The 14,409-nt window shown below is 58.9% G+C and carries 13 protein-coding genes and 3 tRNA genes; 6 read left to right on the top strand and 10 right to left on the bottom strand.

The window, feature by feature from the left end:
- Positions 1–7: 7 nt before the first annotated feature.
- Both GGQ85_RS00340 and GGQ85_RS00335 read right to left on the bottom strand, forming a co-directional pair.
- A complete protein-coding gene (locus GGQ85_RS00340) occupies positions 8–631 on the bottom strand; it encodes a NuoB/complex I 20 kDa subunit family protein (protein WP_087881145.1) in 624 nt (207 codons plus the stop codon).
- Positions 601–966, bottom strand: a complete 366-nt coding sequence (locus GGQ85_RS00335; RefSeq protein ID WP_079446687.1) for an NADH-quinone oxidoreductase subunit A — start codon at positions 964–966, stop codon at positions 601–603. Before GGQ85_RS00335 ends, GGQ85_RS00340 begins: the two co-directional genes overlap by 31 nt.
- A gap of 317 nt (positions 967–1,283) precedes the next feature.
- Between GGQ85_RS00335 and GGQ85_RS00330 the strand changes: the two genes are divergently transcribed.
- Complete coding sequence (locus GGQ85_RS00330) at positions 1,284–1,478, top strand: hypothetical protein (protein ID WP_309772634.1); 195 nt, start codon at positions 1,284–1,286, stop codon at positions 1,476–1,478.
- 118 nt (positions 1,479–1,596) lie between these two features.
- Here GGQ85_RS00330 and GGQ85_RS00325 read toward each other — a convergent pair.
- A tRNA-Asp gene (locus GGQ85_RS00325) sits at positions 1,597–1,673 on the bottom strand.
- Positions 1,674–1,890: 217 nt separating this feature from the next.
- Between GGQ85_RS00325 and GGQ85_RS00320 the strand changes: the two genes are divergently transcribed.
- From GGQ85_RS00320 to GGQ85_RS00310, 3 genes are all read left to right on the top strand, one after another.
- Complete coding sequence (locus tag GGQ85_RS00320) at positions 1,891–2,190, top strand: HU family DNA-binding protein (protein ID WP_079446753.1); 300 nt, start codon at positions 1,891–1,893, stop codon at positions 2,188–2,190.
- 135 nt (positions 2,191–2,325) lie between these two features.
- Positions 2,326–3,579 (top strand): peptidase T, encoded by a 1,254-nt coding sequence (pepT, locus tag GGQ85_RS00315; RefSeq protein WP_309772631.1) that lies wholly within the window; start codon positions 2,326–2,328, stop codon positions 3,577–3,579.
- A 133-nt stretch (positions 3,580–3,712) separates the two neighbouring features.
- Complete coding sequence (locus GGQ85_RS00310; protein WP_309772629.1) at positions 3,713–4,024, top strand: hypothetical protein; 312 nt, start codon at positions 3,713–3,715, stop codon at positions 4,022–4,024.
- Positions 4,025–4,089: 65 nt separating this feature from the next.
- Here GGQ85_RS00310 and GGQ85_RS00305 read toward each other — a convergent pair whose 3' ends face one another.
- Positions 4,090–4,947 (bottom strand): class I SAM-dependent methyltransferase, encoded by an 858-nt coding sequence (locus GGQ85_RS00305; RefSeq protein ID WP_309772625.1) that lies wholly within the window; start codon positions 4,945–4,947, stop codon positions 4,090–4,092.
- A gap of 193 nt (positions 4,948–5,140) precedes the next feature.
- Between GGQ85_RS00305 and GGQ85_RS00300 the strand changes: the two genes are divergently transcribed.
- A complete protein-coding gene (locus tag GGQ85_RS00300) occupies positions 5,141–5,359 on the top strand; it encodes a hypothetical protein (RefSeq protein WP_079446691.1) in 219 nt (72 codons plus the stop codon).
- 57 nt (positions 5,360–5,416) lie between these two features.
- Here the strand turns inward: GGQ85_RS00300 and GGQ85_RS00295 are convergent.
- The 6 genes from GGQ85_RS00295 to GGQ85_RS00270 form a co-directional block, all read right to left on the bottom strand.
- Positions 5,417–5,493: transfer RNA gene (locus GGQ85_RS00295), tRNA-Val, on the bottom strand.
- Between the two features lie 209 nt (positions 5,494–5,702).
- Positions 5,703–8,129 (bottom strand): endopeptidase La, encoded by a 2,427-nt coding sequence (gene lon / locus GGQ85_RS00290; protein WP_079446755.1) that lies wholly within the window; start codon positions 8,127–8,129, stop codon positions 5,703–5,705.
- A gap of 324 nt (positions 8,130–8,453) precedes the next feature.
- Entirely contained in the window at positions 8,454–9,728 is a 1,275-nt protein-coding gene (clpX, locus tag GGQ85_RS00285) for an ATP-dependent Clp protease ATP-binding subunit ClpX (protein WP_040675983.1), read from the bottom strand.
- 449 nt (positions 9,729–10,177) lie between these two features.
- Entirely contained in the window at positions 10,178–10,813 is a 636-nt protein-coding gene (locus tag GGQ85_RS00280; RefSeq protein WP_079446692.1) for an ATP-dependent Clp protease proteolytic subunit, read from the bottom strand.
- Between the two features lie 381 nt (positions 10,814–11,194).
- Positions 11,195–12,556, bottom strand: a complete 1,362-nt coding sequence (tig, locus tag GGQ85_RS00275) for a trigger factor (RefSeq protein ID WP_309772619.1) — start codon at positions 12,554–12,556, stop codon at positions 11,195–11,197.
- A 150-nt stretch (positions 12,557–12,706) separates the two neighbouring features.
- A tRNA-Leu gene (locus GGQ85_RS00270) sits at positions 12,707–12,791 on the bottom strand.
- A gap of 276 nt (positions 12,792–13,067) precedes the next feature.
- On the opposite strand from GGQ85_RS00270, the gene GGQ85_RS00265 reads away from it, so the two are divergent.
- A complete protein-coding gene (locus GGQ85_RS00265) occupies positions 13,068–14,408 on the top strand; it encodes a multicopper oxidase family protein (RefSeq protein WP_309772617.1) in 1,341 nt (446 codons plus the stop codon).
- The last annotated feature ends 1 nt before the right edge of the window (position 14,409 follow it).

Below are 14,409 nucleotides of genomic sequence, written 5' to 3'. Positions count from 1 at the left end.
TTAAACCTCAGCGTTCAATAGTTCCAACTCTCCGGATCTTCTTCTGCAGGAGAAGAATGCCGTAGAGAAGTGCTTCAGCCGTCGGCGGACAGCCCGGCACGTAGATATCGACCGGCACGATGCGATCGCAACCCCGCACCACCGAATAGGAATAATGATAGTAACCGCCGCCGTTGGCGCACGATCCCATCGAGATGACATAACGCGGTTCCGGCATCTGGTCGTAGACCTTGCGCAGCGCGGGCGCCATCTTGTTGGTCAGCGTTCCGGCGACGATCATCACGTCCGATTGCCGCGGCGATGCACGCGGCGCGAAGCCAAAGCGCTCGACGTCATAACGCGGCATCGAGACCTGCATCATTTCGACTGCGCAGCAGGCCAGGCCGAAGGTCATCCACATCAGCGAACCGGTACGCGCCCAGGTGATCAGGTCGTCGGCCGCGGCGACAAAGAAACCTTTGTCCGACAATTCGTGATTAACCTCGAGAAAGTACGGATCGCTCGCACCGACGGGCCGGCCGGTGCTGGGGTCCAAAATCGAGCCTCCCGACGGAGCCGAGAGAGGGCTACCGGCGTAGGCGACCTTTGCCGTGGGAGAGTTCAATCCCATTCGAGAGCGCCTTTCTTCCATTCGTAGGCAAAACCGACCGTCAGCACCCCTAGAAACACGATCATCGACCAGAAGCCTGTCACGCCGAGCTTGCCGAACGTGACCGCCCAAGGAAAGAGAAACGCGACTTCAAGGTCAAAAATGATGAAAAGAATAGCGACCAAATAAAACCTGACGTCGAACTTCATCCGGGCATCGTCGAATGCGTTAAATCCGCACTCATAAGCGGAAAGCTTTTCCGGGTCCGGCTGCTTGTATGCGACGATAAATGGAGCAATCAGGAGCACGGCGCCGATCACACCCGCTATCCCGATAAACACCACAAGCGGAAGATAGTTCTGCAAAATGCCGCTCATGGGCGCTTCCCCTCGCTGCGATGCTTTACCCGCAGATTTGTTTAGATATTGGAACTTTTGAGAGGCTTTAGCCTAGCAAAACAGGGGTGGCAAGATAGCCTAATTTGACGCACCGGGACGGAGATTTTGCGACTTGACATCGGAGCCAGGACCGCGGCCGGGCGGTCAACCTGCTGTTCGCTCACCCGCCGAACCACGGCCCGAAAAATCAGACCCAATGAAATCATTTCGGGAGTGCCGCGAAGCCGCGCTGAAACAAACTGGTTTTATTACTCTTGCCTACGGACCACGAGTTGTGACGAGGCGGGAGGCAAACCATGAACCATTCGATCCAGAGCGCAGATCGCGCCACCCACCTGAAGATCGTGATTGTCGCGCTTGTCGCGGGTGCCGTATTGACGACTTTCGGGACTTCCCTTCACCCAAGCACCGACTTCGTCCAGACTGTTCACGTGAAAAAGGCCGGACAACCAACGATGGTATCCAGTTCGGAAGCATCGCTCGTTAGATGATCCTGATTTCGCCGGTGACCGAATCGCCATCTGGCGGCGCTCAATTGAGAAAACCTCGGGCTGGAACCGGTCCGAGCTGCGAGCCCTCGTCAAAACCCGAAGCTGAGATCACGCTGAATGGCGCGAGAGACGGGACTCGAACCCGCGGCCTCCGCCGTGACAGGGCGGCGCTCTAACCAACTGAGCTACTCCCGCGGAAGCCGTTTATCCGCGCATAGGGGTGATGGCTTAAAGGGGGGGCCTTTCCAAGTCAAGGCAGTTGCAGATCTCCTTTGCTATCAGGCTTTTTGAGGGGTCGGTGCAAAAAATCAGCTATTTGCAGGCAAAATGGCGCGAGCGGCATCTCCCCGAATCAAACAAGGGCTGATACGCCTTGCTTTTCGACGCTGGCAATGACGAGGAGAGCTATATTATGGCGAAGAAGGCAGCGACCCCGAGCACCGTGACCCTGAAACATCTCGCGGCAGCGTTGGCCGAGGACCATGAATTGTCCAAGAAGGCCTCCGAGGCCATCCTGACCGACATGGTTACCCGCATCACCAAACACCTCAAGAAAGGCGATCGTATCCGCATCGTCGGCCTCGGCATCCTCCAGGTCCGCAAACGCGCCGCCCGCAAGGGACGCAACCCGGCCACCGGCGAGGAAATTCAGATCAAAGCATCCAAGAAAGTCGCGTTCCGAGCCGCCAAAGAGCTCAAGGAAGCCATCTGACCAGGAATGCCGGGTCCAGGACGCTCCGTTCAAACGCTCGAGGATTTGCCGCAACGAACCGGTTGCCCACGCAAAGCCCAATCGCGGATTTGGCGAGGTTGATTTCTTACTGCTCAGCCCTGCCCTGGATTCCCGATGGCTGTTCCCATGACATTCAATCACACGGTGACGGAGCGCTTTCTTCGCTATGTCACCATTGATACCCAGTCCGATCCGACGTCTTCCAGCTGTCCTTCCACCGGGAAGCAGAAGGATCTTGGACGGCTGCTGGTGAGGGAGTTGCAGGAGATCGGCGCCGCCGATGCTCATCTCGACCCGCACGGTTACGTGTACGCGACCATTCCGGCAAACAGCTCAAAGCAGGTTCCGGTTATTTGCTTCTGTTCGCATATGGACACGTCGCCGGACTGTTCAGGCGCTAACGTCAAACCGCAGGTTGTCCGGAATTATCGCGGCGGCGACATCGTTCTATGCGGCGATCCGTCGCAGATCATCCGCGTGGCCGATAATCCGGCACTGGCTGATCAGGTCGGCAACGACATCATCACGTCGGACGGCACCACGCTGCTTGGCGCCGACAACAAAGCCGGCGTTGCCGAAATCATGGATGCAGTGCAGGTCCTTCTTGCCAACCGAGACATCAGGCATGGCGTGATCAAAATCCTGTTCACGCCCGATGAGGAAATCGGACGCGGCGTCGACAAGGTCGATCTGAAAAAACTCGGCGCGGACTTCGCCTACACCGTCGACGGCGAGACCGCAGGTCATATCGAGGACGAGACGTTCTCGGCCGATGCTGCGGTTATTACCATCAAGGGAGTTAGCGCTCATCCCGGATTCGCCAAGGGAAAGATGGAACATGCGATCAAGATCGCATCTCGCATTGTGGAGCGGCTTCCGAAAAATACTTGCTCGCCCGAAACGACCGAGGACCGCGAAGGCTTTCTTCATCCGACCGGAATCAGCGGCGTGCTCGAACACGCGACGCTAAACTTCATCGTGCGCGATTTCACGGAAACAGGTCTGGCGGAGAAGGAGGCCTTGCTGGAGGGCATCATCCGCGATGTCATGACGGACTTCCCACATTCGACGTATCGGCTGGACATTCAGCCCCAGTATCGCAACATGAAGCAGATTGTGGATCGTCACCCGGAGGTTGTCGACAACGCGATGGAGGCAATCCGCCGCGCCGGTCTCAAGCCAGCCAAAGGCAGCATTCGGGGCGGCACGGACGGCTCGCGGCTGTCATTCATGGGACTTCCCTGCCCTAACATCTTCGCCGGTGAACATGCTTTCCACTCACGCACCGAGTGGGTCAGCGTACAGGACATGGAAGCCGCTGTGCGCACCATCGTCCATCTCGCTGCGATCTGGGAAGAACGTGCCTGACGTTTCTGATATCGCGAGCAAGAGACCGCAGGTCCGGATGCCGCGCGGTCATCGCGGGATACGACCGCGCGAACATCGTTAATCTTTCCTAAACATCAGAAGATATGATCCTCGAATCATCGGGGTTTCAAGAATGCTACGCATCATCTCGCTTGCGGTCATCGGAGTTACAATGATGGGAGCGACGGGATCAGCCGCCGACCTTCCAGTGCAGAGCCGCATCGGCAAAATCTTCGCGGAACCGGCACCTCCGCCGGTCCGTGTCGCGCAGGAGAAGGACTACCCGGAGAGCGTGCTCTACCGTTTTCGGATTCCGCCGCCGGTGCCGGGCTATTACGGAAGGCCAAACGATTTCTACTATCGCCCGTACTACGAGGAGCGGCCGGTGATCTCGTTCTATTTCGACCGATTGCCGTACGCTTGCGGACTTTACGGATATTGCTAGGGCATGATCTGATAAACTTGGATCTCTAAATCGGCGAGTCGACGAACTCAGGGCCTGCGCAGCGATCAAAGGTTGCGCGCGGTTACGATCCAGATCGATGCCGGAAGCACCACTGTTTGCCCACTGGCGAACGGAGCAAGAGCTTCCCGGATCGAGTTCGCCGCAGCAGCAATAACTTCAACAGGCTGGCCTTCAATCGCGCGGCTGGCGGGACCGAGCTGAAGCGCGGACTTGACCGCGGCTTCAATTCCGCCGCCGACCGAAATATCCAATGTGAGGTCATAGGCCTCCATTGCGACATCGGAAAAACCGGCAGCACCGAGAATACGATGGACACGCGCTTCGGACGCGAACGCGAACGGACCGGGGTCTTCCGGCCCGACCTCGGGGAGCTTCGGAACATGGTTGTAGACCGCCTGGAGCGGGACCATGAGCCAGGGATTTAGGCGAGGCTCCCGCCAGCAAATGAATGCTAAGCGGCCACCGGGTCGCAGCGCCTGACGCAGATTAGCAAACGACGCGACCGGCTCGTCGAAGAACATCACGCCGAACCGGGAAGCCACCAGATCGAAACGCGCTGGCTCAAATGGATATACGGTGGCGTCGGCGAGCAGAAATTCCACCGACGCGTTCTTCGGCGCAATCTGCTTTGCCCGTTCCAGCATCGGTGCAGAAATATCGATTCCCAGGACGTAGCCGGAAGCGCCTACCCTCTCCGCGAATGCCCGCGTAGTTGCACCGCAGCCGCAGCCGACATCTATGATGCGTTCGCCGGGCATAGCTTTGGCACGATCCAGCAGGAAGGTGGAGACCGGCTGCAGCAGTTCATCCTGCATACGCTGACGATCAGCCCAGCGCTGGCCGCCGGGTCCATTCCAATAGGCGATCTGGTCCGCGTTTCGCGTCAGAGGAACCCCTGCCATCACCGCTCCCGCGCAATTCGAGCGATTGCCCTTCACAAAATCCGTGACGCCGCTTATGGAGGAAACCACTCGATCTAGCGGCTTGGTAACAAGCCGAGGTCAAAACGTACCACACCCAAGCCGAGGGCGATATCCCGCCGCAGCGGGACAGAGGAGATGCCGCCTGCGGTTCGGACCAGAATGGAGAGAAGAGATGGCAGATGAGGAAGATAAGACGATCGTCGAGCAAGGTCCTTCCATCGGTGAGTATCGCCGGGAATCGATCCCCGAATACATCGTCGATTCGAGCGGCGCCCGGTTTGAGTTTGATCGTATCGCTCTCGAAGGAGCCGGCGGGCTCGAGCCATCGCAGCTGGCCCGGAATGAATGCCTTATCGCCCCCGGTTTGATCTATCGTAAAGTTTCGTCATGATCGACCCGTGTCGGGGAGCTGGGATCGATAACTGTGTCAGCCTGAGCTGCTTGTTTGTGGTAGGCGGCGAGAGATTCGAACTCCCGACCCTCTCGGTGTAAACGAGATGCTCTAACCAGCTGAGCTAGCCGCCCTCGGCTCCCTGTTTAGCGCCGACACATCCCTGCACGCAAGCCACCGTCGCGGTCGTACGTACCTGTCCATCGGATACAACCTGCCCGCCGATCTTGATGCCCCGCGGGCGCATTGTCCCCCGATATCCATGACCATCGTCTCGATAGTCGCATCATAATGCAAGAACGGCGCCCTCGCAGGCGCCGTTCCGTCAATTATGTCGTGACGATCAGTGAGCGGTCAGGCCGCCCGCCGCCTCGTCAGCCGCATCGGGAGTGACCGGGAGCTTCGTATCCTCCTCCCAGACAATCGGCTTGGGCTGCCGCACCAACGCTTTGGCGATCACCTCGTCCATCCGCGCGACCGGAATGATCTCCAGCCCAGCCTTGATAGACTCGGAGATCTCAGTGAGATCCTTGGCATTCTCGTCCGGTATGAGCACCGTCTTGATGCCACCTCGCGCGGCTGCCAACAGTTTCTCCTTGAGACCGCCGATCGGCAAAACCCTGCCTCGCAGCGTGATCTCGCCCGTCATTGCGATATCGCGCCGGATCGGGATTCCGGTCAGCACCGACACAATCGTCGTCGCCATCGCTACACCGGCCGAAGGACCATCCTTCGGGGTAGCCCCCTCGGGGACGTGAACGTGGATATCGCGTCGCTCAAACAGCGGCGGCTCGATCCCGAAGGTGATCGCGCGCGAGCGGACGTAGGAAGCCGCCGCCGAGATCGATTCCTTCATCACGTCGCGCAGGTTGCCGGTAACCGTCATGCGTCCCTTGCCGGGCATCATTACGCTTTCGATCGTCAGCAACTCGCCGCCGACGTCGGTCCATGCCAGACCGGTCACGACACCGACCTGATCGTCGGTTTCGATCTCGCCGTAGCGATATTTCGGAACTCCGAGAAATTCCTCGACGACCTTCTCGGTGACTTTGACCGACTTCCTTTTCGAGAGCATCAGTTCCTTCACCGCCTTGCGGGCGAGTGTAGAAAGCTCACGCTCCAGGTTTCGCACGCCCGCTTCACGGGTGTAGCGACGGATGATGAGCAGAAGCGAGTCGTCATCGATCGACCACTCCTTCGAATCCAGGCCGTGCTTGGTGAGCGCGTTCGGGATGAGATGCTTGCGAGCAATCTCGACCTTCTCGTTCTCCGTGTAGCCGGCGATCCGGATGATCTCCATGCGGTCCATCAAGGGACCGGGAATATTCAGCGTATTCGCGGTCGTGAGGAACATCACGTTGGACAGATCGTAGTCGACTTCCAGATAGTGATCGTTGAACGTCGAGTTCTGCTCGGGGTCGAGGACTTCAAGCAGGGCAGACGACGGATCGCCGCGGAAATCCGCGCCCATCTTATCGATCTCGTCCAGCAGGAACAGCGGGTTCGAGGTCTTGGCCTTGCGCATCGACTGAATAATCTTGCCGGGCATCGAGCCGATATACGTCCGGCGGTGACCGCGGATTTCCGCCTCATCGCGCACGCCGCCGAGCGAGACGCGCACGAATTCGCGGCCCGTCGCCCGCGCGATCGACTTTCCGAGCGAGGTCTTGCCGACGCCGGGCGGACCGACAAGGCACAGAATCGGTCCGGTCAGCTTGTTGGCGCGCGACTGCACCGCGAGATACTCGACGATACGGTCCTTAACCTTCTCAAGCCCGTAATGATCAGCGTCCAGCACTTCCTGGGCGGCGTTGAGATCCTTCTTCACCTTGGACTTCTTGGCCCACGGAATCGACAGCAACCAATCGAGATAGTTGCGCACCACGGTGGCCTCCGCGGACATCGGAGACATTTGCCGCAGCTTCTTCAGTTCGTGCTGGGCCTTCTCGCGAGCCTCCTTCGAAAGCTTTGTCTTGGCGATCTTCTCTTCGAGATCGGCGAGCTCGTCCCGGCCCTCGTCATCGCCGAGTTCCTTCTGGATCGCCTTCATCTGCTCGTTGAGGTAGTACTCGCGCTGGGTCTTCTCCATCTGGCGTTTGACGCGTGAACGGATGCGTTTCTCGACCTGCAGAACGGAGATCTCGCTCTCCATCAAACCGAGCACTTTTTCCAGACGTGCGGTTACAGACAGCGTCTCAAGAATGCCCTGGCGATCCGCGATCTTGGCGGCGAGGTGCGACGCTACGGTATCACCAAGCTTGGCGAAATCCGTGATCGCCTGCACGACACCCACAACCTCGGGAGAGATCTTCTTGTTCAGCTTCACATAGCTTTCGAAATCCGACACGACTGAACGCGCCAGCGCCTCGGCTTCGACGCTATTGGTATCGGTGTCAGCCAGCGCGACCGCGGTCGCCTCATAATAGTCGGAGCGGTCGGAATAGGTCTCGACGCGCGCCCGCTCAAGACCTTCCACCAGCACCTTCACCGTGCCGTCGGGTAGCTTCAGCAGTTGCAGCACGCTGGCGAGCGTTCCGATTTTATAGATAGAATCTGGCACAGGATCATCGTCCGACGCGTTCTTCTGCGTCGCTAGCATGATGAGCCCATCGTTCTTCATCACCTCTTCCAGCGCCCTGATCGATTTCTCGCGGCCGACGAACAGCGGCACGATCATGTGCGGGAAAACGACGATGTCGCGAAGCGGAAGCACCGGATAGGCATGGATTTCGCCGTGGACTATAGCTGGCCGGGGTTTCGAGGCGGTCATAGCCTTGTTCCTTTTGTTGCGCCCCCTTGTTCGCAGCCGCATGTCAATGCGCAACCGCCACAAGGTGCCGAGTTTCCTGGAGAAGAATGGGCCTTTGCGAACCGAGGCCTCACCTGCCCGAGGTCGTGAGCAGCTAGCGAACATGCGCCGCCGCCGACAGCATAAGGTGGCCATCCACCACCAGCGTGTCAAGTGAAGGAAATCAGCGGCTTGTAACCGACACGGAGCGTCGGCTTGCAACCTACAGGAGCCATCGGCTTGTAAAGCAAGACCCCCTCGCGGCTAACCGCCAGCGAGGCACGAGACAGCCGAAAAACGGTCGGATCAGGCGCTGGCGCTGCTTTCGCTCGCGCGATCAGAGCGGTCGGCGTAAATGTACAGCGGTCGCGCGGTTCCTTCGACCACTTCGCGCGAGATCACGACCTCCTCGACCCCTTCCAGGCCCGGAAGATCGAACATGGTTTCGAGCAGGATGCTTTCGAGAATCGAGCGCAACCCACGCGCGCCGGTCTTGCGCTCGATGGCCTTGCGGGCCACCGCGCCGAGCGCCTCGTCGGCGAACGTCAGCTCGATATTCTCCATCTCGAACAACCGCTGATACTGTTTCACCAGCGCATTCTTGGGATCGGTCAAAATCTTTTTCAGCGATGCTTCGTCGAGATCCTCGAGCGTGGCCACGACGGGCAGACGTCCGACGAATTCCGGGATCAAGCCATACTTCAGCAAATCCTCCGGCTCGACATGCCTGAAGATTTCGCCAGTGCGGCGGTCTTCCGGCGCAAGCACCTGCGCAGCGAAACCGATTGACGTCGTGCGTCCTCGCGCCGAGATGATCTTCTCTAGGCCCGAGAACGCGCCCCCGCAGATGAACAGGATATTCGTGGTATCAACCTGCAGGAACTCCTGCTGCGGGTGCTTCCGGCCGCCCTGCGGCGGAACCGAAGCCACTGTGCCTTCCATGATCTTCAACAACGCCTGCTGCACGCCCTCACCCGACACGTCACGCGTGATCGAGGGGTTGTCGGACTTGCGTGAGATCTTATCGATTTCGTCGATATAAACGATACCGCGTTGCGCACGCTCGACATTGTAGTCCGCCGACTGCAACAGCTTCAGGATGATGTTCTCGACATCCTCGCCGACGTAGCCGGCCTCGGTCAGCGTCGTTGCATCCGCCATGGTAAACGGAACGTCGAGGATACGCGCCAGCGTCTGCGCAAGCAGCGTCTTGCCCGATCCGGTCGGTCCGATCAGCAGGATGTTCGACTTCGCGAGTTCGACGTCGTTATGCTTGGTCTGATGGTTAAGCCGCTTGTAGTGATTGTGGACCGCAACCGAAAGTACCTTCTTGGCGTGGCCCTGCCCGATGACGTAGTCGTCCAGAACCTTGCATATCTCCTTCGGAGTCGGAATGCCGTCGCGCGACTTCACCAGCGAGGACTTGTTCTCCTCGCGAATGATGTCCATGCAGAGCTCGACGCATTCGTCACAGATGAACACGGTCGGGCCCGCGATCAGTTTGCGCACCTCGTGCTGACTCTTGCCGCAAAACGAACAATACAGCGTATTCTTGGAGTCGCCCGTACCGACCTTACTCATTCCTGTCTCCGTCCGACGCTCGATCCCGCCTGTTCGCCTGCTCGCCCGTTCCGATCCGGCACATCCGGTCTAACGGGTTTACATATGAGCAAAGTCCGTACCAGAAAAGACCCTGCGCTCTCAACCCCGCGCGAATCGCGGGTCCATTCGATTCTCCTGCGCATACCGCCAGTTGAAACGCAGCAACCGCACCATGGCTCCCCGACTCTCAAGAATTCGCTAATCGGCAGCCATCCGCAATGCGACAATAGCCTGATTTGGCCCAGGGAGGCGACTCTTCCCTTGCCAAAAACTGGTCCAGCGTTGCGCCGGTATCATGCCAGTCAGGCGGATACTTCGCGCGGAAGGACAAGGAACTTTTCAGAAACCATCGCCGTGCAATCGCGATGGTTCAAACTGGATCGGGATCAACCGGCCTTCCGTTCGTCACTGGACGGAGCCTTGATACGTTACGAAGCCTTCGGTGCGGCCGGTTCTTCAGCGCGCTTGTCGATCACTTTATCAACGATGCCGAAGTCACGAGCCATGTCAGCCGTGAGGAACTTATCGCGCTCCAGCGCCTCCTCGATCGCCTGGTAGGTCTGTCCCGTATGCTTGACGTAGATCTCGTTGAGTCGCTTCTTGAGGCTCAGAATTTCCTGCGCGTGCAGCATAATGTCCGTCGCCTGCCCCTGGAAACCGCCAGAGGGCTGGTGAACCATGATGCGCGCGTTCGGCAGTGCGTGCCGCATATCCTTTTCGCCTGCGGCCAGCAGCAACGAGCCCATCGACGCAGCTTGTCCGGTGCACAGCGTTGCGACCGGCGGACGAATGAACTGCATCGTGTCGTAGATCGCCAGACCCGAAGTCACCACGCCACCCGGCGAATTGATGTACATCGAGATTTCCTTTTTCGGATTCTCCGCCTCCAGGAAAAGGAGCTGCGCAACGGTCAGCATCGCCATGTTGTCTTCGACCGGGCCGGTCACAAAGATGATGCGCTCCTTCAGCAACCGGGAGAAGATATCGTAGGCCCTCTCGCCGCGATTGGTCTGCTCGACCACCATCGGCACGAGGTTCATGTAGGTTTCCACTGGATCGCGCATTGATCACCCAAAAGTTTGTGTCAGCGGTTGGCGGCGACGAACATCCGAGAAACCGAGAGTCTTCAGTTCTTCCGGTGCGGATGAATGTCCCGTGATGCAGGACTCGGCAAGCACGGCCCACAGATATAAGTTCATCGCTTGGGCGACAAGACTGAACCTAAGCCACGCCGGAATCGTAATTTGCTGGCGCCCTCGATTTTGACGTTCGCCACGAAAGGTCGCGCAGTACGAGCTGGTCCTGGACGGCACCCCCGCCTCGAATGTCAGGCTCACTCCACAAACTGAACCGATTCGCAGCCTGACGGGACCGTATCGCGACGCCGGATCCGATCCATACCCATAATATCATGCGGCGCTGTACAGACCCCAACGCGCGGTCGGTCAGATCTCGGTACTGTGCGCCTCGTGTTCCTTAAAGAGGTCCTCGCGCGTCACACTCTTTTCCGTGATCGTGGCGAGTTCAAGAATGTAATCCACCACCTTGTTCTCAAAAAGGGGCGCGCGAATCTGAGCCAGCGCTTGCGGGTTTTTCTGATAGTAATCCCAAATTTCCTTCTCACGGCCCGGCGTCTGGCGGGCGCGACTAATCAACGCACGGTTGATTTCATCATCCGCGACCGAGATTTTGTTCTTTTCGCCGATCTCCGAGAGTACCAGGCTGAGTCGTACCCGGCGGTCTGCAATCCGGCGGTACTCTGCCCTGGCCTCTTCTTCGGTGGTGTTCTCGTCGGCGAAGGTCTTCTTCTCTTTTTCCATCTCCGCCGTGATCGACTGCCAAACCTGTTCGAACTCCTCTTCAACCAGCGTCGGGGGCGCATCGAACTTGTGCGTCTCATCGAGACGATCAAATAGCGCGCGCTTGACGTGTTGCCTCATCGCTCGGGCAAATTCAGCGCTGAGCTGCTCGCGGACGACTTGCTTCAACTGATCGAGCTCCTGCAGACCGAGCAACTTGGCAAACTCGTCGTCGATCTTGATATCCTCCGGCGCCTCGATCAGGCTTACCGTGGTCTCGAACTCTGCATCCTTCCCGGCAAGCTCTGAGTCCGCATAGTTCTGAGGGAACGACGCCTTGACCGTGCGAGTCTCGCCGACTCCGGCCCCAACCAACTGCTCTTCGAACCCCGGAATGAGGGCATTCGATCCCAGCACGACCAGGATATCCTCGCTGCTCCCGCCCTCGAACGGCTCGCCGTCGATGGTGCCCTTGAACGAAATGGTGACGCGATCGCCATTCTCGGCCTTCGCGCCCTCCGTCCTGTTGGAGTAGGTGCGATTCTGATCGGCGATCCGTTTGATGGCTTCGTCAACGTCGGCGTCGCTAACATCGACCACCGGCTTCTCGATGGTGAAGGACTTGAAGTCCGCTAGTTCGATCGGCGGCACGACTTCGATCGCCACGCTATAGCTGAGGTCGGACTTGCCCGCGAGGATATCCTCGATCTCCTTCTCCTCCGAAGGCATCGTTACCTTGGGATTACCTGCGAGTTTGAAGCCACGGTCGTTGACGATCTGCATATTCGTATCGCGGATCGTGTCTTCGATGGTCTCGACCATCAAGGAGCGGCCATAGAGCTTCTTGAGGTGGCTGACCGGCACTTTCCCTGGACGAAAGCCGTTGATCTTCACCTTGTCCTTGAGGTCGACGAGCCGCTCATCCGCCTTGGCCGCGATTTCGGCGGCCGGAATGCTGACCTGGAACTCGTGTCTCAGTCCCTCGGCGAGGGTTTCGTTCACCTGCATGACGTCAATCTTCTTCCGCTCGATCCGGCTGGAATGGCCGAATCATTGTCAATCGGTCGATGCGCGGCAAAACGCCTGCATCGGTGTACGGCCGGCATGTATCCAACCCGGATAGCTGCCTGAAATCATCTGCTCAAACGCTTTAGCGCTTGGTGCGGGCGGAGGGACTCGAACCCCCACAACTTTCGTCACTGGAACCTAAATCCAGCGCGTCTACCAATTCCGCCACGCCCGCCGGTGGAGTGGGTTTGACATTTGCTACCATTTGGCTGGGAGTCGGCAAAGCGAATGTCAAATGATGCCGAAAAATGCGAAGCGGCTTTCGGTAGACCTCATGCTCCAACGAGTTAAAACCGGAACGAGTTGAAACCAGGCGCATCGAGGGCAACGGATATCTCCCGCCGTCATCGAGGCGCTTCGATGCGGCGGGCTTATAACATGGCGGCATCCGTCTGCAGTAAAAAAATGGCCGTGCTGGACAGGGTCCGAAGAACATGATCGGCATTGGCAAATGATGTTTCGTCCTGCTCGATTAACCCGGAGGCATCTTCTGGCCGGTTTCGGGGCAGCCGCCGCGGCAGGACCCGCCGCCACGATCCATGCGCAATCGCAACATCCTCAAATACACGCCATTGACGCGATGCCCACCCCCCTTTCACTTGGGCCGGATCATCGCGAAACCACGGTCTGGTCCCTGAAGACCGACGGCTCCTCCGGAAGCCTCCGTTTCCGCCAAAGCGAGAGCATGGGCCTCGTCGTGAACAACGGCCTGCCGGCGCCGTTTGTTTTGAACTGGCATGGATTAGATGGCGCGGCTGCCATCGAGCCATTGACCGCTCGGCCCCCTATCTCGCCGGGCGAAACCGATCGCTATTCACTCCCCTTCCGGCAGGCCGGAACTTTTATGTGCGATAGCCGCCTGCTGGGAGATGGTCTGGCGCAGCCCTCGCCCGCGCAGGCTCTGATCGTCGAGGAACAGACGCCGGCGGAAGTCGACCGTGACGAGGTCATGCTGATTGAGGACTGGCGGCTGGATGCTGAAGGACTTCCTGTCGCGCCCGGAACGACCGAAAAAAAGGTCGGACCGCCTCTCTACCTGGTGAATGGAAAGCCATCGCTCGACATTAACCTTCACATCAACGAGCGACTTAGGCTAAGGTTCATAAATGCCTGTCAACGCAATGTAATTGCTATTGAAATCAAAAATCTTGGTGTACGGATCATAGCGATCGACAGCCAGCCGGCGGAGCCGTTTCTGGCGCGCAACGGCCGATTGGTACTGGCCCCGGGAACCCGGATCGACGCCGTTATAGACGCCACGTTGCCGTCGGGAACGACATCAGCCATCGCCCTGCATGACGGCGGCGGCAAACTACATGAGATCGCCCGCCTGCACGTTTCAGCTGACGGGCCGGGCCGGGCCGCGCCGCTGCCGGCGCCGCCTGCGTTGCCATCCACCAGCCTGCCTGCGAGACTCGATCTCAGGAACGCGCTGCGCGCCGACGTGCCGCTGCCCTCCTCTGAAGGAACTCCAACTTCATGGAGTCGCCCGGCGCTCTTTAGCACGCGTAGGCCCCCCGCCTTCCGTGTCAAACGCGGCCGGACCGCCGTGCTTGCGCTGACAAACACGACAGCAAAGCCCATGGTCTTTCGCCTGCATGGCCATCACGCCCGCCTGCTGGACCGGCTCGACGACGGATGGAAACCGTTCTGGCTGGATACGGTGCTGGTCGATACAGGGCAGACCCAACGCATCGCTTTTGTCGCTGACGTCGCCGGAGCATGGCTGATCGAAACGATGGCTGTGGAATGGAGCGCGCCGCGCCAGGTCAGTTGGTTCGCTGTTGAGTAGC

Source organism: Nitrobacter vulgaris, from assembly GCF_031453995.1.
Classification (GTDB): domain Bacteria; phylum Pseudomonadota; class Alphaproteobacteria; order Rhizobiales; family Xanthobacteraceae; genus Nitrobacter; species Nitrobacter vulgaris.
This window is presented reverse-complemented; position numbering and strand designations above follow the sequence as displayed.